The following is a 24,281-nucleotide window of genomic DNA, read 5'->3' as shown; positions in this document are numbered from 1 at the left end:
CTTAAACTTCTGGTAAAAATTCTTCTAATTGTTTTACAAAATCTTCATCCATATCTTCGATTTTTGGTAAAACAATATTTGCTTTTAAAAATAAATCCCCATTTACAGATGTTTTTCTATTAGGCACTCCCAATTCTTTAACCCTGAATTTTTGATTTTGTTTGGTATCGCTTGGTACTTTTAAGGTAATGTCTTTATATAATGTTTTAATAAGAACTTTTCCTCCAAACAAAGCCGTTTTTAACGGTATGTCAAAATCTCTTAATAAAGTAAAATCTCTTCTTTCATAAAGAGGAGAGGGTGCTACATGTATAAGAATAAGAAGATCGCCTTTTTGTGATCCATGGGATTTTCCTTTTCCTTTTGCTCGTATTTTTTGCCCATCTTTAATTCCTTTTGGAATTTTAATATCAAAAGAGTCATGATTTAAAGAGATATGATGATTTCCCCCTAAAATTGAGATATCAAAAGCAATAGTGATTTGTGTATTCATATCCAAGTCAGGCTCGAAACCACCACCAAATCCTCCGCCAAAACCACCACCAAAACCACCTTGATTTCCAAACATTTGTTTTAGAATATCATCTAAGTCTCCCGAACCTTGATTTTGTGCAAAGTCATGAAAGTTTTGTCCTCCAAACATAGAGTCACCGTATTGATCATATTGAACTTTTTTTTCTTTGTCACTTAATACTTCATAAGCAGCATTGATTTCTTTAAATGTTTCTTCTGCATCTTTATCTTTATTTACATCAGGATGGAATTTTCTAGCAAGTTTTCTATAGGCTTTTTTAATTTCATCAGGCGTGGCACTTTCTTGTATTTCTAAGGTTTGATATAAACTTTTTGACATAATTATCCTAGTAATAACATATTCGTTACTTGTTTTTATAATAAGCGCGATTATATCATAAGCTTGAGTCTTAGTCAATCAAGGTTGCAAAAATTACTTTTGTTTTATGTTTTAATTAAAGGAAAAGAAATTGTAAAACAAGCTCCTAGATAGGAGGTATTATTGTAGGTAAATTTTTTATTTTGTACAGCTAATATACCTTTCATACTTAAGTCAATAAGTTGATGTGTCATATATAAACCCAAACCTTTTCCTTGGTGCTTGTGTTTTGTCGTAAAATAAGGCTCAAATATTTTTTTAATGATATTTTTTTCTATTCCCAAAGCATTGTCTTTAATTTCAATGATAATTTCATTATTTTTAATATAAGTATCAATGAAAATAAGTTTTTCATCTATTTTATTGTCAATTAAAGCATCATTTGAATTATTGAGTATATTTAATATGGCTTGGGATAATTCGTTGGGATAATTCGTTAATTCAATACTATCATCTAAGTTTGCTATAACAGTGATGTAGTTGGTCCTTAAGTGGCCTTCAAGGATGGATAAATTTGTTTTTATATTCTTGCTTAGATTAAAGAGAACTTTGTTTGTATCCCCTTTTATGAAGTTTTTAAAATCATTAATGGTTTGAGATAAATGATTGGTACTTTTTACAATAACATCTGTCGCATCATAAAACATTTTGTCTTCTAAGATATTAAGCTCTTTTTGTATTTTTATTCCAGAAGCAGCTGTTGAAATTGTACTTAAAGGTTGTCTCCACTGATGGGCAATATTTTCAATCATTTCTCCCATTGCAGCCATTTTAGATTGTTGCGCTAATAACCTTTCTTTTGTTTTTAATTCACTAATATCTAAAATAGTAATGATTTTTATTTTTTTGCCATCTTTTTGAATAATCTTAATCTGTACTAAAGCATCAAAAATACTTTTGTCTCTTTTGCTCATTTCTAATTCAAAGGGTTCATCAATAATAGCTTCCATAATATCTCTTTTGGTATAAGAAATTAAATCATTTATGGCATGTGCTTTTGTTTCTTCTTCATTTTCATAAGAGAATAATTCAATGGCTTTTTTGTTTACGTGGGTACAGCTATCATCTTCAAATAAAAATATGGCTTCCATGGTTGTATTTAATAATAATTCAATGGTGGTGTAAGAACGTAAGAGTTCTACTTGAGATTCTTCTAATTCCGTATTTTTATTTACCAAATCTTTTTGCACTTGTTTTAGTTTAAAATTAGATTCACATAAGAGTGTATTATCATAAATATACAAAACAGCAATATCACTGTCTTTATCATAAGGCATGATAGTAATAGCTTGCTGCATAGAGTCAAAAAACTTAGAAGAGATATTATTTAGAGGAATTTCTAATAAATAACGATTTACTTCAGTATTATAGAACGTCGGAGAATTAAGGCTTAAAGATGTTTTTATTTTTCTTTTTAGTTTAATTGTATTAATATTTGGGAAAAAATCTTCTATTTTTTTATTTTTTATTTTATTGAAAGTAATTTTTGTACGGCTTTCCAACCATTTATTCCAAAAAAATACTTCTAAATCTTTATCTAAGATTATTATCCCATTATCAATAGTATTACAAATATATCCAAAATCTTCTATTTTCATTAGAGCTCATCTAAAATTTTATTAAGCAGTTTTTTAATTGTTAAGATGGATTCATCGGTTGTTAAAATTAAAAACTGTCCTTTAATATTTTGTTCTTTAAAATTGATATCAGTAGAAACAATGATTATTTTTTCATAATCTTTTGAAAAACGATTATCCAAACTAATAATGGATTCTAATAAATCAACACTAGGAGGCGAAAAACTAACAGGCGCATCAAGTTCTTGTGAAAATTTTGAAATAGTAGCAGAAGATAAGATATTCGTAATTTCTAAAATAATATCGTAGAGTTCATTGTCATCGATCTCATCTTCTTCTAAACCAAATTGTAAAGCAATGTTTTTTGCAGAAACTTTATCAATAATAAAAAGGTTTTCTCCTGTTATTTCTCCATTAAACTGCTGTACAGAGGCAAAATAGGGTGTATTGTCTTCGCTTTCTTCTTTTAAATAATCACACAATTCATCTGCATTAATTATTTTAATTCTTGGGATTCCAAGTTCGGCATGGGCATTTAATATTTCAGTAATAGAAGCTGTTGCGCTGCCATAAGCGATATTCATTAACTCTTGTAGACAGTCTTGTTCATCTTCATTTAAAATAAGTTCACTCATTTTAGCTCTTTTGTAATTTATTAAAAATATCTTGCATTTTTTCAGCAGTTATAGGTTTTTTAACAAAATCAAAAGCACCTTCTTGTCTAACTCTGTCCATAGAACCTTTTTGAATATCAGCAGAAACAATAACTACACGTGCGTCTTTATTGATTTTTTTGATTTCTTCTAAGGCTGTAAAACCATCCATTTCAGGCATTGTTAAATCTAGAAATACCAAAGAGGGTGATTGTTCTTTATATAATGAAACTGCTTCAAGTCCATTTTTCCCAGTAAAAACTTCATCTTCTTCACCCGTATGCTCTTTTAGGGTTTTTAAAAGCATCTTAATTGCCATTCGTGAATCATCAACTACTAGTATTTTCATTATTTAAACCTTATTTATTTTACATTAATATAATATTTTACAAGATTTTAGGTTAAATTAACTTGTAATTTATACTATAATTACAAAATAAAAAAAAATATTAAAAAAACACATAAAAAGAAGAAAAAATGTTACTTAAAAATGAATGGACACAAGTTGAGTTGCTTAAAAATACAAAAGAACTCAATCAAAAAGGAATAGAAGTAGTTCTTGTAGATACAATTTTAAAACCAATGGCTTCAATGCCTTGTATTACTTATAATCCTTATGAAATGAATACCTATAAAGAAGGCACTGTTTTTGTATTTTATTGTGATACCGGAAAAACAACTATGAGTCGTTTGGAATTTTACAGAAAAAAACTTCCTAATTACACCTGCATTAGTTTAAAAGGTGGAAGAGCTTATTGGCGACCCAATTTTCAAATTTTAGAGGAATTAGATAAAAACATATGAAAATATATGACTATGTAATTATTGGAAGTGGTATTGCTGGTTCTTGTATTGCAAATGAATTAAAAGATGAAAATCTTTTAATTTTAGAAAAAAATTCTAAAAATGCCCAAGGTGCATCAGGTGCTGCCGGTGCTTTTTTAAATCCTCTTTTAGGAAAAAATAATAATTTTAAAACCTTAGTCAATGCATCATTATTGTATGCCAATGATTTTTATGAAAAACTTGTTCCTGAATCTTTTTTCAACGTTGGAGTCTTAAGAATTCCAAAAAATGAAGAAGAGAGAAAAAAGTTTGAGGCTTTTAAAGAAGACAATGATTTTGATTATATCCCCAAAAAAGATGGTTATTTTTTTGATGTAGCTTCTCATGTTCTTGCAAGTGAGGTATGTAATACACTTATAAAAAATATTGAAATAAAATATGATTATGATGTAAAACATATAAATTACAAAAATGAATTATGGCATATTAATGAGGAAATATTTTGTAAGAATCTTATCATTACTACAGGAAAAGACATCAATTTATTGGGAGAAAAATATATTAATATACGGCCAGTTTGGGGTGAAAAAATAGATATATCTAGTACAACATGTATATCATATAACTCTCATAAAGACTGTTCATTATCTTCTTCTTTTGAAACACTTGATAAGGGCAGATTTAAAATCTCAATAGGTGCAACTCATCATAGATTTGCTAGTTATGAAGAAGAGATAAAGTATCTTAATGAACTTGATTCTTTAAATAAGACTTATACAAATGATGATACAAAATGTCTGGTTTCTTCTGATTCATTAAAACTCTTAGAAAAAGCTAATGATATACTTCTTTTGAAGGATGTTAAAATTCTTGATGTAAAAAGAGGTGCCAGAGCTTGTAGTTTTGATTATTTGCCTTTAATAGGTCCCCTTATTGATTCAAAAGAAACACTTGAATTTTATCCCTATTTAAAAAAAGGAAGCAAAGTTCCTGCTTCTAAATTCAAGAGATATAAGAAGTTATTTATTTTAAATGGTTTGGGTGGAAGAGGTTTTGTTTTGGCTCCTTATTTATCTAAAATATTAGTTAATCATATTAAAAACAATATAGAATTACCAAATGATATTACTTTAGATCGTTTATTTATGCGTTGGGTTAGAAAAGAAAAATAGTTTTATATTTTAAATACTTAGAAAAAAATAATTAAAAATAAAAAGGTTATAAATGAAAGATACAATTAAAATAGTAATTTTTGGACTGGTTTTTTTTGCAGGATTAGTCTATCTTACTGCCCCAGAACCTCCTGTTAAAAAAGAAGATTTACATGAAGTTTTATCCACTAAGAACTTTAAAGAGAAAATTTTATTGGCCAATGAAAGTGAAATTAGTAAAAAAGATTTGTTTAAAGAAAATGAAAAAAGTCTTATAATAATTGGGAATCATGATTCTTTGTCTGTTGTTTCTTTGTTTGATTCTTTGTATGATGTTTCTATTCCTGTTGTGATAGTTGCTAATGTTTCTGCTGCCCCTTGGTTTATTAAAGAATGGGTTCTTACAGAAAAACTCTTAGCTTTATCTGAACTCTCTTCGTCAAAAATGGTTTATGATAAAGATGGAGAATTTGTAAAAGCACTCAATCTTAGATCTGCACATAAACAAGAGTTTATTGTGTATAGAGTAGATAAGACAGGTTTAATTAAGCGTGTATACAGAGGTTTTGTTAAAAAAGATGCTATTGATGGTTCTATGAGTAAAAAAGAGATTAAAGAGGCTTTATTGCCCATAGTTTCCTATATTAAATAAGATTATTTTTTGATTATAAAAATGTGAATGAAATGTGATGTTTAGGGAGATTAAAGATAGAAAGTAGGGATAGTTTACACTATCCCCAAAAAAACATTATACGATTGTAACGTTCTCTGCTTGTGGTCCTTTTTGACCTTCACCGATTTCGAAAGTTACTTTTTGACCTTCTTCTAAAGTTACTCTTTCGTAACCATTTGAATTAATTTGTCTAAAGTGTACGAATACATCGTCTCCACCCTCTTCTTGTTGAATAAAACCATAACCTTTTTCACTATTGAACCATTTTACTGTTCCGTTAACTTGAGTTGCCATTGCAATTCCTTTTTTTGTAATATACCTCTGTTAAGAAGTAGTCGAAAATATAAAGTGAGATATTCTTTTTGGTAACGTAGAACTGCTAACGGATGGTCATCAATAATAAGTATTCCAAGATGAAAATCACAATCATCTTTCATACAAATATTCTAGCTAAATAATTTAATAAATGCAAGGATTTGGGTATTAATATTAATTTTTTGGTTATTTATAAGCTATTTTATAAAATATTATTAAAATAATACAGTCACTATTGAGTAATATAGTACTTTATTATTAAATAAATATTTCTTATAATTTTAGTTTTGAAAGAAAAAACCAGATAAATATATCTGGTTTTTTTATTAAGAATACCTATGCGTTTATAATTGAATTTAATGTCGAAGAGGGTCTCATTACTTGTTCTAATGAAGTTTCATTAGGTAAATAATATCCACCCATATCTATAACTTTACCTTGAACCGCTAATAATTCTTCACTTATTTTTGTTTCATTGTCATTTAAAGAAGTAGAAAGTACTTTAAACTCTTTTTGTAAGTCTGCATCATCATTTTGTTTTGCTAATTCATCTGCCCAGTACATAGCTAAATAGAAGTGAGAACCTCTGTTATCAATTTGTCCTGTTTTTCTTGAAGGAGATCTGTTCTCATCTAAGAAAGTAGAAGTAGCTAAATCAAGAGTAGTAGCAAGAATTGCCGCTTTTTTATTGTCTTGAGTATTTCCTAAGTGCTCTAAAGAAGCAGCTAAAGCCATGAATTCACCTAAAGAATCCCATCTTAAGTGATTTTCATTTGCTAATTGTTCAACATGTTTAGGAGCAGAACCTCCAGCACCTGTTTCAAACAAACCTCCACCTTTCATTAATGGAACAATTGATAACATCTTAGCCGATGTTCCTAATTCTAGAATTGGGAATAAATCAGTATTATAATCTCTTAAAACATTTCCAGTAACTGAAATAGTATCTTTTCCTGCTCTCATTCTGTCTAATGAAATTTGAGTAGCTTTTACAGGTGTTTCAATAGAAATATCTAGGCCTTTAGTATCATGATCTTTTAAATAAGCATTTACTTTTAAAATCATTTGCTCATCATGTGCTCTTTGTGGATCTAACCAAAAAATTGCAGGAGTAGAAGATAATTTTGCTCTATTAACCGCTAGTTTAACCCAGTCTCTAATAGGAGCGTCTTTAACTTGACACATTCTAAAAATATCTCCTTCTTCTACATCAAAAGAAAATACTACTTCAGAAGCTTTATTCGTAACAAGAATTTTACCTTTTGCTGCTGCTTGGAATGTTTTATCATGTGAACCATATTCTTCTGCTTTTTGAGCCATAAGTCCAACATTAGGAACTGTTCCTATAGTTGTAACATCTAATGCTCCGTGTTTTTTACAATCTTCAATAACTGTTTTAAATGTTTGTGCATAACATCTATCAGGAATCATTGCTAGTGTATCTTCTCTTTGGTTCTCTTTGTTCCACATTTTACCACCGTCTCTAATCATTGCAGGCATAGATGCATCAATAATTACATCAGAAGGTACATGTAAGTTAGTAATTCCTTTATCAGAATTAACCATAGCTAGTGGGGGTTGTACTGCATAAACAGCAGCAATATCAGCAAGAACTTTTTCTTTAGTACTTGCATCAAGTGTTTCTAATTTAGTATATAAGTCACCTAAACCATTGTTAAAGTTAACTTTTAATGAAACAAATAAATCTTTGTTTTTAGAAATTAATTCTTTGAAATATACTTTTACCGCAAAACCAAACATAATTGGATCGGATACTTTCATCATTGTAGCTTTTAAATGAAGAGATAATAAAACACCTTCTTCTTTTGCTTTTGTGATTGAAGTTTCATAAAATGCTTGTAAAGAATTGGCACTCATAGAGGTTGCATCAATAATTTCACCTGCTAATACAGGAGTAGAAGCTTTTAATACTGTTTCATTTGAAGAAGAATCTAAGAAAGAAATTTTTAAATCATCTGCTTTTTCAAATGTTTTTGATAACTCAGCCCCATAAAAGTCATTTTCATGCATGTGTAAAACATTTGTTTTACTGTCATTTTTCCACTCACCCATTGAATGAGGATTCTTTTTTGCAAAGTTTTTAACAGCAGAAGGAGCTCGTCTGTCAGAATTTCCTTCTCGTAATACTGGGTTAACAGCAGAACCTGTAATTTTTGAATATCTTGCTTGAATCTCTTCTTCTTCTTTAGAACTTGCATTATCTGGATAAGAAGGAATATCAAAACCTTTTTCTTGCAATTCTTTAATAGCCGCTTTTAATTGTGGAATTGAAGCTGAAATATTTGGTAATTTAATAATGTTAACACTTGGATCTTGAGTAAGTTCACCTAATTGAGATAATTGATCTTCAATTTTTTGCTCAGTTTTTAGATTTTCTGGGAAGTTAGAAATAATTCTTCCAGCTAATGAAATATCTTTAACTTGCATTTCAATTCCAGAGCTTTTTGTAAAAGCTTTAATAATTGGTAAAAGTGAATACGTTGCTAAAGCAGGTGCTTCATCAACTTTAGTATAAATAATTTTTGACATGTTTTCCCCTATGGATTAATATTGGGATATATTATCATTTTTAGGGTTTATTTGTATTGAAAAGTAACAATTAGAGGTATAAAATAAAATCTTGTTTCTTTATTTCCCACTATTTTTTCAAAAAAAATCGAAAAAATTATTTTACTTTAGACCAAAGCGTTTTTATTTGATTTTGTTTTTCACCTTTTTTTTCAAACACACTGGGTTCTTTTTGTATTTTAATTTGTGTTTTACGTTTTTTAGCTTTGATTCTTTTAGCTCTTTTCTCAATTCTGTATAAATTTATATTTTGAACATGGGTTTTATACGTAGTAGAGAAACGGTGTGCTCCTGTTTTTTCATTTTTAACAAAATACAAATATTTTGTTTTAGCAGGGAAAATAGCTGCTTTAATAGCATCAATACTAACAGCAGATACAGGATGAGAAGGAATGCCTTTATTTCTGTAGGTATTATAAGAACTTTTGTCTTCTTTTATTCTTTTTGCAGTGACTTTTATATGAGAGTATTTCCCGTAATTAAGCGTTCCATCCATTTGCAAATACATTGATTTTTTTAAACGGTTATAAATCACAGAAGAGATAATAGGCATCTCTTTTATTGATGCTGATTCTTTTTGAATAACAGATGCAATACTAAGATATTTATACCACTTGTTTTTATCATACTCTCCAAATATTTTTAAGGCCATTTTTTTGTATTTTTTATTGCTTTGAGAAAAAAGATAAAAAATCAAATGATCTTCTTTCATACCTAAGGGCAGTTTATAAGTCTCAGCTAAGATATTCCCGTCTTTTTTAAAAGCAACTTTATCATAAGCATTTTGTAATTTAGTCAAAGAAAGATTCATTTTTGATGCTATTAGACGTAAAAAGATATAAGACGTTTCGCCTGGAATTAAAGTAATGGTTTTAAGAGCAGCTTTGGAAGTCGTTAATTTGTATAAAAAGTCATATTTTCTCATATAATTTTTTTCTAAATCTATCCAACCACTCTGTGGATGACCCATTACTTGGATGATTGTTTTATCAATAATATTTAGGTCATACCCACGGTTGTTTAGATACTTTATGGTATTATTGGAACTTCCTTTTGGTATAAAAATCACTTTAGTGGTACTTAATGGAAGCAGTACATAAATCAATATTACAATAAGTGATACAAGGGTTATTTCAATAATGTTAAAAAATACAATTATTTTTTTTGCTACAGTCATATCTATAATTTTAGTCTTTTTGTTTTTTTTATTTAAAGGCATCAGTGTTAATTCATTCTCTTTTGGAAATATTTATATTTCATCATTGTATTTAAAATTGGATAAAAAACTCATTGTTAAAATAGATGAATTGAAAATTAATAAAACATCACAGAGTAAAACCTCTTTGGATTCAATAGCTAAAACCATCTCTTACATACCTAAAGTACTCTCTTATTTCCAAGAAATAGACTTAAAATCTTTGAAAATAAATAACAATGAATTTTTAATACATTTTTCAAAAAATAAAATTCTTTTAGACAATAAATTTATCCGCTTAAGTGCGAAACCTAGGTTTTTGGGAAACAGCATTTTACTGTCTTTAGATGAACTCTATCTAAAAGATTATAAGTTATTTTTACAAGGTACGTTAAAAATCAATACCCAAGACCAAACCTTAGATTTAGTAAGTGCTTTTAAATACGACAAAATAGAAGGAAATGTCAGTGTTGAAGCAAACCAAAACGATATCAAAATTTTATTAAGCACAAAAGAAATGGATGATATTAAGTTTCTTAAGCGTTTATTTAGAATAGATGATGTTGCTGAGGCGTGGATGTACGATAATATTAAAGGAAAAATCACCTTAAATAATCTTTTTGTTAAACTCGACGCAAAAACTTTTATGCCTGATGAAAAGAGTATAAAAGGGGATTTAAGTATTAAAAATGCGAAAGTAATGTTTCATAAAAACTTGCCAAAAGCAAAATCTAAAAAAATTGATATTGTATTTTCAAAAGGAGATTTGCATATTTATTTAAATAAAGCCACATACTTAGATAAAAAGATTTACGGTTCTTCTGTGATTATTGAGAATCTTACTAATAAAAAGGGTCTGGTTAAAGTAAATATAAAAGCAAATACTTTATTAGATAAAGATATTCTTAACATTACAAAAGCTTTTAATGTAAATATTCCTATTATTCAAACAAGTGGCCTTACTAAAGCAGATGTTACTATTAATGTTTCTTATGATGCAAAAATACCAATAGATATACAAGGTGTTTTTGAAATACACGATGCAAAAATGAATCTTCAAGGTTTTAAATTTTTTGCAAAAAAAGCCTTGGTACTTTTAGACAATCATATTCTTAAGATACAAGATGCACAGGTTAAAGTGGATTCTTTATTAGAAGCGCAATTAAATCTTGATATTAATCTTAGAAAATTAAGTGCTTCTGGAAATACGGTATTAAAGTATTTGAAAATACAAGGAGAAGAAAAAGATTTATTGTCTTTAAAAAATAAAAAATCTTCTATAACAGTGGATTTTAAAAATAAAACAAAAATAAGCTTTAGAGAATTAAAGACAGATATTATTCTAAATAAAAGGACACATATCTTACTTCATGACTTGTCTTTGTTTAAAAATGATTCTGCTTTATTAAAAGATTTAAATATAAAAGCAGGAAATTTATCTTTATATATGAAGAATGAAAAAGATATTAACTTTGAAGCTTTTCTAAAAGGAATTGATTTACCCTTAATAAATGAGGGTGAAAAAATAAAAGATTTGACTGTTAAAGGAAGATATAAAAATGATGATCTTTCTCTTTCTGCTTTGAAAAATAAAATAAAAATATTTCAAAAAAACAAACAAACTATGGAAATTTCTTTAAAAGACATGGATTTTCTAATTTACGGTCAAAATGGAAATAATCCAAGTAATATTGATTTTTTCTTGGATAATATCAATCTATATATCAATAAAGATAGTTTTTACAATTTAAATACAATGAATGTTTTTTTAAAAAAAGATAAAATTCTCTTTACTGGTTTGGTTTCAAACTTAGATATTCCTTTGTTTAACAAAGGAAAAAAAATTGTTAACTTAGAAATACAAGGCGAATATGCAAACAATGATTTTTCTTTTATTACTAAAGATAAAACAATAAAATTAAAGATTCTTGATAATGATAATATGTTTTTAGATATTAAAAATCTGGATGTATATTATGATGACAAAAAAAACAATAAAAGTATTTTTACTAGCATTACTTTAAAAGCAGAAAACTCAAATATTCTTTTAGGTAACAACAAAAAAGTCTTAAGTAAACGCTTTAAAATACTTCAAAAAGAAGAAGAGTTCACTTTTAATTCTTATTATGAAAAATCAAGTATATATTATAAAAAATCTAAGAATAACAAAGTCATTGTAAAAGCTATAAATCTAAACGATACCTTTATAAATGCTTTTTTAGATAAAGATATTGTAAAAGGAGGAATCTTTGATATTTCTGCTTCTGGTACGCCTTCACAATTAAAAGGACACGCTACAATACAAAATACAAGTATTAAGAATATGGCAGCTATTAATAACCTTATTATCTTAGTTAATGCAAGTCCTGGACTTATTAATCCTCTTTTAGCTATTCCTTCCGTGTTAGAGTTAGTAACACAAAAAGGTTTTGATGTTCAAGGCTATAAAATAGTAGAAGGCGATATTGATTTTACTTATGATATTAACAAAGAAGTGTTAAATATGACAAAAGTTTTCACCAAAGGAAACTCTGTTGATTTTGATGGAGAAGTTAGAATGGACTTTAAAAAAGATGAAATCAAAGGAGAAATGGATGTTATTTTTATGAAAAGTTATTCTTTGTTAATCAAACATATTCCATTGATTAATTATATTTTCTTAGGAGATGAAAAAAGAGTGGATACAAGAGTTAGTTTAAAAGGAAAAATAAGCGATCCTATTATTGATAGTAATTTGGCACAAAACTCTCTCGCCGCTCCTTTTAATGTGATAAAACGCATTATAACTTTGCCACTTAAAGCAGTAGAGATGTTTATTCCAGAAGATAAAGAAAAAAAGAAGTAAGATATATATCTACACTTATTCGTTTCTTAATACATCTATTACATCTATTTTTGTGGCTTTAGAAGCAGGGTAATACGAAGATAATAGAATAATAACAATTGCGCCTGAGATAATAGAAACAAAATCAATCATACTTAAATCTAAAGGCAATTTAGATGTTCCATATACGTCAGCAGGCAAAGAAATAATATCAAAGTTATCCAGAATCCAAATACCAGAGAATCCAAGGCCTATACCGCATACAATACCCGCAAAACCTATAATAATCCCAAGTCGTAAAAAGATTGCTTTGATTTCTTTATAAGAGGTTCCCATAGATAAAAGCAGGGCAATTTCTTTTCTTCTGCTCATTACGGTCATTAATAAAGAAGATATGATATTAAGAGCAGCTACTAATATAATAAGCAATAAAACAATAAATAAAGCTTTTTTCTCCATTTGCATAGCAGCAAAAAAGTTTCCATTTTGCTGCCACCATCCAATAACACCAACAGAAGTACCATCCAGCTCTTTTTGTAAGCGTTTGATATCAACAAATGCATCCTTAGAATAGATATGAATACCGTCATAAACGTTTTTATCTTTTCTTAGAATAGTTTGTAGGCTTTCTATTGTTGTATACATATAAGACTTGTCATAAGCATTTAAACCTGATTTAAAACTGGCTTTGTATTTAAAGCGTTTCATTTTAGGAAGCATAGAAAATCCACTTGGATTTAACGAAGTGAAATACACCGTTGCTTTACTGCCTTCAAATAAAAGCAAAGAATCAGAAATTCCAGCTCCTGTAATGATTTCATACTTATTAAGTGTAATACCTTCTACCGCTTTTTTAAAAATAGAGTTAATTCTTTCTTCTTTTTCTTTTATTACTCCAAATAAGAGAGAGCCTGACATTTCTTGACCATTTTGGATCATTGTTTGTGCCGATAAATAAGGTGAAAAAATTAAGTCTGGAAATTTTTGCTCTAGAGTATTTAAAAGTTTTTCATTAACAGCTGTATCGTATTTTGGATAAATAGATAAAGGATAGTTCATTGTAAAAAGTTTTGATTCAAAATCTTTAATAGTACCATTCATAATTGCCATGGTAATAATTAAAACCATAATTCCAATACTTACCCCAATAAATGCCAAAATAGCACTTATTGAGATGAAAGGGTTTTTTTTATCGAACCTGAGATATTTTTTGACAATGAAGTTTATGAGTTTTGTATTCATTTAATCTCTTGCAACTAAACCTTTTTTAGGTCCGCTTTTACCACAACATTGTTTGTATTTTTTTCCTGAACCACAAGGACAAGGTTCATTTCTTGCAGTTTTTTTCGAAATTTGTACATCTTGATCAAAATTAGTTGAAATATTTTCTTGTGATTCATTCATTTCTTCTTTTAATTTATTCAAAGCTTCATCTTCTTTAGCTTGAAGTTGTACGGTAAATAAAACTTTAATAATCTCATTTTTAATAGAAGCAATTAATTCTAAGAACATATTATAAGACTCTTTTTTATATTCTACTAAAGGATCTTTTTGATTATATCCTCTAAGTCCTATTCCTGTTTTTAATGTATCCATAGAGTATAAATGTTCTCTCCATGCATTATCAAGAATTTGTAAGTATAAGATTCGCTCAATTTCGCTTTTTTGTTCAACAGAAGCCATTCCCATTTTTTGTTCATATACTTCTTTAATGATTTTCGCGAGTTTATCTTCTAGTTCTTGATAAGACTCTTCTTTAATATCTTCTAGCGTTATTATTATATGCAGTTCTTCTTGTAATTTTGTAATTACATAATCAAAATTAAAATCTTCAGAAGGCATACCTTCTATGATTTCAGCATTTGTCAATAAAGTAGTAATGTATTCTAATCTGTTTTCATCCAGTTTTGCTTCAATAGCAAAATCAGGATTTAATAAATCATTTCTAAAAGCATATATTACTTTTCTTTGTTGATTGGCAACATCATCGTATTCAAGTAAGTGTTTTCTACTCTCAAAGTGCATGGTTTCCACTTTTTTCTGTGCATTTTCAACGGCACGAGTAACCATACCAGATTCAATATGCTCTCCTTCTTCAATTCCAAGTCGCTCCATAATCCCTTTGATTTTTTCAGATCCAAAAATACGAAGTAAATTATCATCAAGAGATAAAAAGAATTGAGTTTCACCAATATCTCCTTGACGTCCTGAACGTCCTCTTAATTGGTTATCAATTCGTCTTGATTCATGACGCTCTGTTCCAATAATTGCTAAACCCCCAAGGCCCAGAATCTCTTTTGATAATTTAATATCAACTCCACGTCCAGCCATATTTGTTGCTATTGTAACAGCGCCTTTAAGCCCTGCATCTTCTACAATCTTTCCTTCTTTTTCATGCTGTTTTGCATTTAAAACAGTATGAGGAACTTTTGCTGCTTTTAAAAGCTCATGTAAGTGCTCAGATTTTTCAATAGAACCTGTACCAACTAATACTGGTTGACCTTTTGTATTGTATTCTTGGATTTTTTTACAAACCGCTTCAAACTTTTCTCTTTCACTTTTAAAGATTAAGTCATTTCTGTCTTCTCTTGTAACAGGAACATTTGTAGGAATAGATACAACATCTAAATTGTAAATTTCAGCAAACTCAGATGCTTCTGTTTGTGCTGTTCCTGTCATACCTGCTAGTTTTTCATACATTCTAAAATAATTTTGGAAAGTAATATCTGCTAAGGTTTGAGATTCATCTTGAATAGAAACATTTTCTTTTGCTTCTAAGGCTTGGTGAAGACCGTCTGAAAATCTTCGTCCTTCACTTAATCTTCCTGTAAATTCATCAACAATAATTACTTCATTGTCTTTTACTACATAATCAACATCAATTTCAAAAATATAGTTTGCTTTTAAGGCTTGATCTAAGTGATGAGAATATTTAGCATTCTCAAGTGAGTACAAGTTATCTACTTCAAAAAGTTTTTCTGCTTTTGAAATTCCATCATCGGTAATTAAAATAGCTTTGTTTTTTTCATCAACAATAAAATCTTTTGTATGTATTACTTTTTCATCGCTACTCTTAGGCTCAATAATCTCACCTTTTTCTAGAGTAAGGGCTATTTTATTAGCTTGTCCGTAATCAATACCTTTTTGATTTGTAGGTCCTGATATAATTAAAGGTGTTCTTGCTTCATCAATTAAAATTGAATCTACTTCATCAATAATTACAAAACTGTGCTCTCGTTGAACTTTTTCTTCAATATCTAACGTCATGTTTGAACGTAAATAATCAAAACCAAACTCATTGTTTGTTCCATACGTAATATCGCAGTTGTATTCTTCTTTTCTAGCTAATTCATCTCTGATATCAGCAGTAATAATTCCAATAGTAAAACCTAAGAAGTTATATAAAGGTGCTAATTCTTTTGCATCTCTAGAAGCAAGATAATCATTTACCGTAACTACATGTACCCCTTTTTTAGAAATAGCATTTAAAACAACAGCAAGAGTAGCAACAAGAGTTTTACCTTCACCTGTTTTCATTTCAGCAATTCGTCCATCATTAAGAACCAAACCACCTACTATTTGTACATCATGATGTCTCATATGAAGCGTTCTAACACTTGCTTCTCTTGTAATTGCAAAGGTATCGTATATTACGTCATCTAATGTTTTATTGTTTTCTAAAACATCTTTTTTAATATTTTCAAACTCTTTTTGTAATTCATCATCACTTAGTTTTTTATATTTTTCTTCTAAAGCATTTATCTCTTCTACTTTTTTAAGATATTTTTTTACTTCTTTGTCATTTTTAGTACCAAAAATTTTTGAGAAAATATTTAACATAAAATTAATTCCTTTTTGTTATAATCGCAGAGATTATATAGCAAAAAAGGTTAAAATATGTTTTATAAAGTACTTATTATCAATGTTTTTGTAATTATTAGCTCATTACAGGCCCTAGAATTTAAAAATTTGAAATCAATTCAAGCGGATTTTAAACAAACAATTATAAATAATGCCGATCAACGCATCATTTACAGTGGAAAACTTTTTATAAAAGAACCCTCAAGAATTCTTTGGAAGTACGAAGAACCCATCATTAAGAATGTTTTTTTAATTAATACTATGGTTATTATTGATGAACCTGAGTTAGAACAAGCTATTTTCACCACCCTTAATGCAGAAGTAAATTTACTGGCACTTCTAAAAAGTGCTAAAAAAATATCAAATGAAAAATATGAAGCAAATATTAATGAGGTTAAATATACTTTTTTAATTAAGAATAATAAAATTGATAAAATTATCTATAAAGACGAACTAGACAATAAGGTAAGCATTGAATTGTTTAATTCTGTCTACAATGAAGAGATAAATGAAAGTATTTTCAAATTTGTTGCCCCTTCTTATTACGATATTATTAGAAAATAAGTTAATTTTGTTATACTTCGTTTTTAGGTACGGCAGATAATAGCTTGATTAGCTTCAAGAGGAAAGTCCGGGCTGCAGTGAAGTATGGTTCCATTTAAAGAATGGCTGGGGTAACCCAAGGGACAGTGCAACAGAAAGTAGACCGCCAAGATTTATCTTGGTAAGGGTGAAACGGTGGGGTAAGAGCCCACCAATGTTTTAAGTAATTTTAACAGTTATGTAAACCCAACCAGCAGCAAGAAGAGATGGTATTTAACTTCACGTTTTATGCTCTTCGCAAGATTGTTTAAGTAATTTAACAACTAGACAAATTATTATCCACGACAAAACGCGGCTTACGCCGTGCCTAATCAATATCTCCTCATTTTTCAATCCAATTTAAAAAATATAAATATTTCTAATCGGTTAATAACACCTTTCAATAGTAAATCATTTTTTTAAGAGCTCATACAAAGTAGCCTTTGCGCTTTTTTCTTTTTCTTAATTGTCAGAAAAAGAAACAAAAAGAAGCAACTGACGAGTTGATAAAGCCCTTCGGGTGCCTAAATATTTTTATTTGTTAGCTAGGTTCAAAAACTCGCTAAAACGTGCTAAAGAGCACATTTCTGACGCTCTAACAGTTTTCACCTTTTTCCGCTAAAAAATAAAAACATTTAGCTTTCTCAAAGTCAGGAGAAGAGCCGTTGGGAATGTGGATTTATTTTAGAAAAGAAGATAAAGTAGCTTTAATATATTTGTAAATTAAGAAATGGAACAAGTACCAGTAACACATAAATCATTATTTTTATGTCGTTACTATTTGCGTCTACTATTTTTTTTTGTAATATTGCATTTTATAAGGTTTGCTCCACATTTATTACAATTATTTTTCGTTTGTGGAAAAACTATTCCATCTTTTGTAGTCCCTACTATATGATTACACCTTTGGCATCTATTAAAAAAATAGTAAAGTAGACCATAACTAATCAAAATAATTATTGGATCATAATTTGTAATTTTTATAAAGTTAAACATAATAAGAAAAAATGAACTAAACGCCATAAAATTCATCATATAATATCTAATCAATGGAGGTATGCACATAATAATTATCCTTGTGGAATTAAATATATTTACTTTTATATTAATGTAGACAGGTAACTTTAAAATTAAATTAGTCAAAAAATCAAAATTTTTTAAGGTGGCAACTGTCCTCTTTATCTTTAAAAGTGGATTTCCTCCCCTTGGGGTGTAATTTATTATCGTTTTGAACTCCATGCAAATATACTAACATATTTACATAATTCTATTATACGAGTTTTCACCTTTTTCCGTTAAAAAATAAAAATATTTAGTTTTATCAAAGTCAGGGGAAGAGCCGTTGGGAATGTTGTTTATATTGGAAAAGTAGCTTTAATGTACTTAAATATTTTTAGGTAAGGACTGACACCTTTTTTAATATAGTAAAATTGACTCTTCTAATTATTATAGCTTATTGCTATATTTTATTATACGAGGGATATAATCTCAAATTAAAAGTGGATTTCCTACGCCTGGGGTGTAATTTTCAATTAATTCCTCTCTAATGCTGTTAATCTTTTCTTTCTCACTCTCTTTTAGATTAAAATACTTATACATTTTTCGCAATTCTATATCAAAAAGTTCTAAATTTTTCATTTCACAAATATATTCTAGTTTCTTTATATAAAAATTGACATTTGAAGATTCTCGTCTGATAAGTTCTTCATAAACTTCAATGGACTTTTCTGTTTTGTCAAGCGCAAAATAAGAGTATGCTAGATGCTCCATAAAAACCGTCTCTTTGTAATTAAGTACAAGATTTCCATTGATTATCAAAGAATGAATAAATTCTGTCAAGTCTTCATTTTTTAAATATTGTTCAAGTGTATTTAAAGTAAATGTGAAAACTTTATTTTCATGACTATATTTAATATTGGTCAAAACTTCTTCAGGAGGAGGATTATTTATTTTAGTGAAATTTTCATAAACAAGCTCATTCAAAAAATTTACATAAATAGCATCCGAATATCTATTGGCATAAGTATATTTGCCGAAATAAATTTCTGATTGCATAAGTGTAGATACTATAATACCCATAGATTTAGTCAAATCTTGCAAAAGCTTCTTCAATTCAATTGCAAATTTTGTTTCAATTGGTTCGATTTGTCTATTATTGGCATAATGCAAGCCACGATATCTTAAGTCAATTTTTAAAAGTGCAATGAAAGAATCAATAGCGGTTATATTTTCTTGAACAGCAAAAAATTTTAATTGTTCAAAAATTTCATCGCATTCTATATCCCCAGTTTCTCCCAAAAGATATATATGCTCGCTTAATAAAGATTCTTTGTTCACCCCAATACTAAATAAAAGTATTCCATTACATTGAGCACCAATGGTTTGACCATGCACAGAAATATAGTTTAAAAGAAAACGTTTAACTTTTAAATCGCAAGAAGAGGTAAGTTTTTTCATAAGCAAGATACCAGAATCAGTAAATGTATATTTATAATGATTTTCAAGTTCTATAGATACATTCATTTTTGATTTTATAAAACCTTGATTAAAAAAATTTATAGCATCTTCATCTTTTCCCCACGTTTTAAGAATTAAATCAAAAGCTTCTTTAGTTGAAGAAAAAGTTTTAGGAGTTGGGATTATTATTTTTTCTATTTTATTTTCGTAGAAACTTTCTCTATGGTTATTGACCAATCCAAGTACCCCTTTGAGTTCAAGTGGCTTATGAGTCTGAATAGATAATGATATGTGACAATTCCCAACTTCTAACCAAAGATTAATAAGTAATTTACGCAATTCATCAATCTCACAAATTGTTAATGAGTTCAAAAGATTTACTAAATTATTAAATGATAACGTGTGATCAATATGCGCTCCAATCTTATTTCGTATATTAATACTAGTATTAAATATATCGTCATTGATTTTACTTGTAAATGAATATATAACCTTTAATCCATCCTTGTAGACTGTACTTGGAATATATTTGCGCGGTAACCATTTAGAAAAAGGTGAATAACAAGAAGGCTTGTTTTTTTCGTATGATAAAATCTTTTTATATGGGGCTATATCTTGCTCTATTAAATAACTTAGTCCTATATCCTGCGACCCACTCTTATGAATCAAATTATCTTTAAAACTAACTAAGTCAGTAATCATCTGTGCTTTTAATATTTTTTCGTAAAGTGGATTATCTTTTAATATATCATACAATTTTCGCAAAAAATCATAAAACATAGAAATAGTATTAAGCACTTTCATTTTTTCTGGAACAGGATGAAAGACAATAGAACTTGTCATATTTGGTCTAGTCATGGATAAAACGTCAGCACTAGATTTAACCTTTTCTAAATTATCTTCTTCCTTAGATAGTCTTTCGATTTTCTCTTTTTTTTCATTTGACAACAAAAGTGTTGAATCGTTAATTGGAACATATTCTGAATTAGATTCAAAAAGTTTATAAATATCTATTATTTGTTGGCAAAAAAATGAAATTTTATTTTCGTTAATTTCTCCCCATAATTCAATTCTTTCATGAAGGTTTTTATCTTGAAAATGAGCACTAAATTTATGGCGTTGCTCCCTTAAATATTCCTCATATAGTTCACTTAGGGCAAAAAGTTGATTTTTAATTTTCTTTTTTAATATAGAATTTGTTGTATTTGCATTATTGTATCTTCTAGTAAGATTAATAAAATCATCTATTCTAACAATAAGTATTCTAGATAAAACTCTTGCTAAATAACTAGTAAATTTAACTGACACAAGGTTTTTTATGGCAATTACTGAGTGAACTGTATATGTGATTTTTTGCAATTTTAGCCTTATTATGTAAATAAATATTTAATTTGCAAGTTCCATAATATTGAGATGGTACTAATTTTTTAATAGTTAATTATAGTCATACAATACTTAAAAAAATGGAATTTAAGAAGTAGAGATAAAGGATAAAGCGGGGATAATGAATAAAAAAAGCCCATGTATACACAATAAAGGGTATCTGAAATTAATAGGGTATGTCCCCTTTCTCCTAAAGCTTTTGTATTCTAATTTATTCCTTCTTTATTAAAATGAATTATTTTAATATCAACTAAATAATCCTTTTTTATGTGTTTTAATATCAATAACTCTTCTATTATTAGAATCAATATAAAGTGCATAATTATCATCTAAATCCTGTTTCATTATCATAACTTCAAAAGATTTTCTAAAATTTCTTTTCGCGTAAATAAAATCAATATGATTTGTATAAAAAATTATTCCAGCAGATATTCCTGACGTAAAACATAAAGTAATACTGTGACTTTTTAAATCTTGTGCATTTCGCATAATAATATAATCAACTTTTTCATTAATTTGTTTCATAGTATCTTCGCTAAGAGATAAAAATAATAAACCCATTTTTATAGTTTCTATATCTTCTTTTCTTGAAATAGAATCAATATAATCTCCAATAAATGTATCTTTAAACTTTGTTAAGATTCCACTTGGAGTACTTACTCCCTCATGCCCTTTTCTTCTAACAATCATTGACGCATCTAAACAAGAGGCAATATCATCCGTAAGTGTTATCGCAGTAAATTCTTGCTGAGGGTTTAAATTCATACTTAGATGATATCCTAATATAATCAATTCATTTTGAGCAATCATTGTATTAAAACTTAATGCTCTTTTTTTAATATAATCTAAAAAATAAAGTGGAGTAGAAAGCATCTCCGTCATAACATCTAATAAAAAGACATCCATTACAAAAGGTTCTTGAATAATATCTGTTGTTTCATACTTAAGCAATTCTTTTACCTGTAATGATAAAGAAGGATAATGATCCGATAGAACACAAAAAATAAAGATTTCATCAAAATTTCTGTTAATCTTTAATTCCTTTTCGTCTTCCATAATCAATTTAAGTTTTTTATTCAAAATAAGCTCAGAACAACTGTACCCTTGATTATAAGAATCTTGAATTGCATTTTTGAAATCCTTATTAACAGATAATAAATTTCCTTTTCGTGATTCAATGGTTAATTTCTTTGATTTTGCTTGCAATATGATGGCTTTATTCCCAAAAGTTACTAATACATCTATCTCTCCAACAAGTTCTTTTCCTTTTACTTTTTTATAATCCATGATATTTACATTTAAATAAACGTTATCATTTCCAAATACTTTTTCTAAACACTCCTTAGAAAATTGTTCTGTGAATTCACCTCTATTTTCAGATGCTTTATTTCTATATTTTTTATCTTTTAAAAACCAAAAAAATGGTGTTTCATATAATGCTTCATATAAACTAGTTCGAATTAACAAAATATAATTATCATCAACCCTAAAGATAGGATAAGCATTAACCATATTAAAATCTGCATCACTTGTAAATGTACTATTAAAAGTAGAAAAATCATATGAAAATGCATTAAGTACATTTTTTACAATATTATAATTAACATCACTATTTGTTGATATCACTTCAAGATTAAGAATATGTGAAGACAAATCATTAAAAATAGCTAACACACCCTCATCAACATTTTTATATTTAGAAATTTTTTCATATATTAAGTTAACATTGTCTTCATAGTTTTTACCAAGAGCATTTATTACATTCATTAATTCTTCTAGAGAGAAACCTTTATTCTGAACAAACCAGTCATTATCATTTTTATATTTAAGAGGAGCAAAATCAGTATATTGAAAATCATAAAAAGATTCACCACCATATAAAATATTTTCTTTAAGTCCTCCATCGAAAACCTCTAGAAAACTAGCATCTCCTTTTTTTAGTTTTTTTGGATCAAAACTAACTTGAGAAGAATGTAATTCTTTTAAAAGATCAAGTGTTTTTTCAGACAAGAATCTAAATTCATCTAGTGTAAGATGTGTTCTATCAAAAATACCATGTTTACAAAGCAACCCAATTAATAAAGAAAGTTCAAAACGAATAGGAAGCTCTTTATTCTCAAAAGCACTAATATCTGAGCCATTTAAACCTTTACTCTCTTCATAAAAAATACTATTTGAGAAAAAATCAAAATAAGTAAGAATATGAATATAACCAGGTGTTGAACTAAGATCTTCAAGTTCTTTAAAAATAATACAATTACTACGTATGTCTTTATTATTCATTAATATTCCTTTATTTTTATAATTTAAAATTACTTGATAAAACTATAATAAAGTTTTCCCATTTTTTTCACTATACGTTTAGCTCTAAATTACACCTTAGTTGCCACGTTAAAAACAACTTAAAAATTACACCTCTGGGGTTGAATCTCTACTTTTCTAAAAAAATGAGGACAGACGCCTTTCTTGTAATACATAGTTCTAAAATAAGTATACAAAAACTGCGTCACAGTTTGCGTCACAGAATTAGCAAATTTTTAAATTTAAGACAAACACCTCTGAGAATGAATCTCCACTTTTATATCTAAGAGCTCATACAAAGTACCTTTGCGCTTTTTTTTCTTCTTTTCTTGAAAAGAAGAAACAAGAAAGCAACTGACGAAATGATAAAGCCCTTCGGGTACCTAAATTTTTTATTTGTTAGCTAGGATATGAAACTTATATAATGAGATTATGTGAATATGTTAGTATATTTGCATAGAGTTTGAAAGATAATATATTGGTATGAAACTAAAGCGGTTATAGAAATAACTAGCTTGATAGCGAGTTAGATAGTTATACTTTAAATTTGAGTGGCAACAAGAACAGATAATATCTAGTTCGAATTTTATAAGTCTAAATTTGGTGTAACACATTATCAGGTAGGAGTAACTCCTACCCTAACGAACTCTTTATATTAATACAAAGGTTCAAGTATGTATTCTATCGGATTAGACATAAGTAAGTCAACAATTAATGTTTTTATACCAATCAATAATCTTGATATAGTTATTGATAATAATATAAATTCAATAAAAAGTTTATACTCAAAGTTAAAGAAACTGTATAAAAAAGAGTTTCCTAAATTGGTTTTCGTTTATGAACCAACAGGTACCTACTCTTTTATTTTAACAAAATTTTGTGCCAGCAAAAATCTTCATTGTTTTATTGTAAATCCTAAAAAAAGTGCAAACTTTGCAAAAGTAATTGGGAATAGAAATAAGAATGATATCGAAGATGCAAGACTGCTCTCACAAATGATTATAACTGCAAGAAACGAAGAAATAAAGATTCCTATCATTAA

At 28.0% G+C, this 24,281-nt stretch carries 17 protein-coding genes and 1 other RNA gene; 7 read left to right on the top strand and 11 right to left on the bottom strand.

The window, feature by feature from the left end; genetic code table 11:
* Window position 1: 1 nt before the first annotated feature.
* The 4 genes from HRT41_10310 to HRT41_10295 all read right to left on the bottom strand — a co-directional run bounded on the left by HRT41_10310 (window position 2) and on the right by HRT41_10295 (window position 3,471).
* Window positions 2-853, bottom strand: a complete 852-nt coding sequence (locus tag HRT41_10310; protein NQY24419.1) for a DnaJ domain-containing protein — start codon at window positions 851-853, stop codon at window positions 2-4.
* A gap of 104 nt (window positions 854-957) precedes the next feature.
* Window positions 958-2,490: a PAS domain-containing sensor histidine kinase gene (locus HRT41_10305; protein ID NQY24418.1), complete on the bottom strand. Its 1,533-nt coding sequence runs from the start codon at window positions 2,488-2,490 to the stop codon at window positions 958-960.
* Window positions 2,490-3,104, bottom strand: coding sequence for a chemotaxis protein CheX (locus HRT41_10300; protein NQY24417.1), 615 nt, complete (start codon window positions 3,102-3,104; stop codon window positions 2,490-2,492). Before HRT41_10300 ends, HRT41_10305 begins: the two co-directional genes overlap by 1 nt.
* A 1-nt stretch (window position 3,105) precedes the next feature.
* On the bottom strand, window positions 3,106-3,471 hold the full coding sequence (locus HRT41_10295; protein ID NQY24416.1) for a response regulator: 366 nt from the start codon (window positions 3,469-3,471) through the stop codon (window positions 3,106-3,108).
* A 128-nt stretch (window positions 3,472-3,599) separates the two neighbouring features.
* Between HRT41_10295 and HRT41_10290 the strand changes: the two genes are divergently transcribed.
* From HRT41_10290 to HRT41_10280, 3 genes are read left to right on the top strand one after another with little or no spacing between them, the layout of a single operon-like run.
* On the top strand, window positions 3,600-3,926 hold the full coding sequence (locus HRT41_10290; GenBank protein NQY24415.1) for a hypothetical protein: 327 nt from the start codon (window positions 3,600-3,602) through the stop codon (window positions 3,924-3,926).
* The gene (locus HRT41_10285) at window positions 3,923-5,080 is read left to right on the top strand and encodes an FAD-dependent oxidoreductase (GenBank protein NQY24414.1); all 1,158 of its coding nucleotides are present in this window, start codon (window positions 3,923-3,925) and stop codon (window positions 5,078-5,080) included. The genes HRT41_10290 and HRT41_10285 overlap by 4 nt, the downstream gene beginning before the upstream one ends.
* 52 nt (window positions 5,081-5,132) lie before the next feature.
* Window positions 5,133-5,711 carry a hypothetical protein gene (locus tag HRT41_10280; protein NQY24413.1) on the top strand — a complete coding sequence of 193 codons (579 nt, stop codon included), beginning with the start codon at window positions 5,133-5,135 and terminating at the stop codon, window positions 5,709-5,711.
* Window positions 5,712-5,807: 96 nt separating this feature from the next.
* Here the strand turns inward: HRT41_10280 and HRT41_10275 are convergent, their stop codons facing one another.
* The 3 genes from HRT41_10275 to mltG all read right to left on the bottom strand — a co-directional run bounded on the left by HRT41_10275 (window position 5,808) and on the right by mltG (window position 9,813).
* On the bottom strand, window positions 5,808-6,026 hold the full coding sequence (locus tag HRT41_10275) for a cold-shock protein (protein ID NQY24412.1): 219 nt from the start codon (window positions 6,024-6,026) through the stop codon (window positions 5,808-5,810).
* 357 nt (window positions 6,027-6,383) lie between these two features.
* On the bottom strand, window positions 6,384-8,597 hold the full coding sequence (locus HRT41_10270) for an NADP-dependent isocitrate dehydrogenase (GenBank protein ID NQY24411.1): 2,214 nt from the start codon (window positions 8,595-8,597) through the stop codon (window positions 6,384-6,386).
* Between the two features lie 136 nt (window positions 8,598-8,733).
* Window positions 8,734-9,813: an endolytic transglycosylase MltG gene (gene mltG, locus HRT41_10265; protein NQY24410.1), complete on the bottom strand. Its 1,080-nt coding sequence runs from the start codon at window positions 9,811-9,813 to the stop codon at window positions 8,734-8,736.
* Here mltG and HRT41_10260 point away from each other — a divergent pair.
* Complete coding sequence (locus HRT41_10260; protein NQY24409.1) at window positions 9,776-12,676, top strand: AsmA-like C-terminal domain-containing protein; 2,901 nt, start codon at window positions 9,776-9,778, stop codon at window positions 12,674-12,676. The genes mltG and HRT41_10260 overlap by 38 nt on opposite strands.
* Before the next feature lie 15 nt (window positions 12,677-12,691).
* Here the strand turns inward: HRT41_10260 and HRT41_10255 are convergent, their stop codons facing one another.
* Window positions 12,692-13,897, bottom strand: a complete 1,206-nt coding sequence (locus tag HRT41_10255; protein NQY24408.1) for an ABC transporter permease — start codon at window positions 13,895-13,897, stop codon at window positions 12,692-12,694.
* Entirely contained in the window at window positions 13,898-16,495 is a 2,598-nt protein-coding gene (gene secA / locus HRT41_10250; GenBank protein NQY24407.1) for a preprotein translocase subunit SecA, read from the bottom strand.
* Between the two features lie 57 nt (window positions 16,496-16,552).
* Between secA and HRT41_10245 the strand changes: the two genes are divergently transcribed.
* Window positions 16,553-17,080 (top strand): outer-membrane lipoprotein carrier protein LolA, encoded by a 528-nt coding sequence (locus HRT41_10245; protein ID NQY24406.1) that lies wholly within the window; start codon window positions 16,553-16,555, stop codon window positions 17,078-17,080.
* Between the two features lie 24 nt (window positions 17,081-17,104).
* An RNA gene (rnpB, locus tag HRT41_10240) (RNase P RNA component class A) lies at window positions 17,105-17,433 on the top strand.
* Window positions 17,434-18,586: 1,153 nt separating this feature from the next.
* Here the strand turns inward: rnpB and HRT41_10235 are convergent.
* A complete protein-coding gene (locus tag HRT41_10235) occupies window positions 18,587-20,914 on the bottom strand; it encodes a hypothetical protein (protein NQY24405.1) in 2,328 nt (775 codons plus the stop codon).
* A 270-nt stretch (window positions 20,915-21,184) separates the two neighbouring features.
* Window positions 21,185-23,221, bottom strand: coding sequence for a prepilin peptidase (locus HRT41_10230; GenBank protein NQY24404.1), 2,037 nt, complete (start codon window positions 23,219-23,221; stop codon window positions 21,185-21,187).
* A gap of 692 nt (window positions 23,222-23,913) precedes the next feature.
* Here HRT41_10230 and HRT41_10225 point away from each other — a divergent pair.
* The coding region (locus HRT41_10225) for a transposase (protein NQY24403.1) at window positions 23,914-24,281 on the top strand (368 nt) is incomplete at its 3' end.

The sequence above is a fragment of the Campylobacteraceae bacterium genome, assembly GCA_013215945.1.
Classification (GTDB): Bacteria; Campylobacterota; Campylobacteria; order Campylobacterales; family Arcobacteraceae; genus NORP36.
Note: the sequence above shows the minus strand (reverse complement) of the source record. Positions and strands in the feature narration are given on the sequence as shown.

Bases quoted from the DNA above. Each gene is read 5' to 3' on its own strand.
- HRT41_10300 (NQY24417.1), bottom strand. From the start codon at position 3,104: ATGAGTGAACTTATTTTAAATGAAGATGAACAAGACTGTCTACAAGAG.
- HRT41_10285 (NQY24414.1), top strand. From the start codon at position 3,923: ATGAAAATATATGACTATGTAATTATTGGAAGTGGTATTGCTGGTTCT.
- HRT41_10245 (NQY24406.1), top strand. From the start codon at position 16,553: ATGTTTTATAAAGTACTTATTATCAATGTTTTTGTAATTATTAGCTCA.
- HRT41_10275 (NQY24412.1), bottom strand. From the start codon at position 6,026: ATGGCAACTCAAGTTAACGGAACAGTAAAATGGTTCAATAGTGAAAAA.
- HRT41_10280 (NQY24413.1), top strand. From the start codon at position 5,133: ATGAAAGATACAATTAAAATAGTAATTTTTGGACTGGTTTTTTTTGCA.
- mltG (NQY24410.1), bottom strand. From the start codon at position 9,813: ATGACTGTAGCAAAAAAAATAATTGTATTTTTTAACATTATTGAAATA.
- HRT41_10290 (NQY24415.1), top strand. From the start codon at position 3,600: ATGTTACTTAAAAATGAATGGACACAAGTTGAGTTGCTTAAAAATACA.
- HRT41_10260 (NQY24409.1), top strand. From the start codon at position 9,776: ATGTTAAAAAATACAATTATTTTTTTTGCTACAGTCATATCTATAATT.
- HRT41_10255 (NQY24408.1), bottom strand. From the start codon at position 13,897: ATGAATACAAAACTCATAAACTTCATTGTCAAAAAATATCTCAGGTTC.
- HRT41_10270 (NQY24411.1), bottom strand. From the start codon at position 8,597: ATGTCAAAAATTATTTATACTAAAGTTGATGAAGCACCTGCTTTAGCA.
- HRT41_10295 (NQY24416.1), bottom strand. From the start codon at position 3,471: ATGAAAATACTAGTAGTTGATGATTCACGAATGGCAATTAAGATGCTT.
- HRT41_10305 (NQY24418.1), bottom strand. From the start codon at position 2,490: ATGAAAATAGAAGATTTTGGATATATTTGTAATACTATTGATAATGGG.
- HRT41_10310 (NQY24419.1), bottom strand. From the start codon at position 853: ATGTCAAAAAGTTTATATCAAACCTTAGAAATACAAGAAAGTGCCACG.
- secA (NQY24407.1), bottom strand. From the start codon at position 16,495: ATGTTAAATATTTTCTCAAAAATTTTTGGTACTAAAAATGACAAAGAA.
- HRT41_10230 (NQY24404.1), bottom strand. From the start codon at position 23,221: ATGAATAATAAAGACATACGTAGTAATTGTATTATTTTTAAAGAACTT.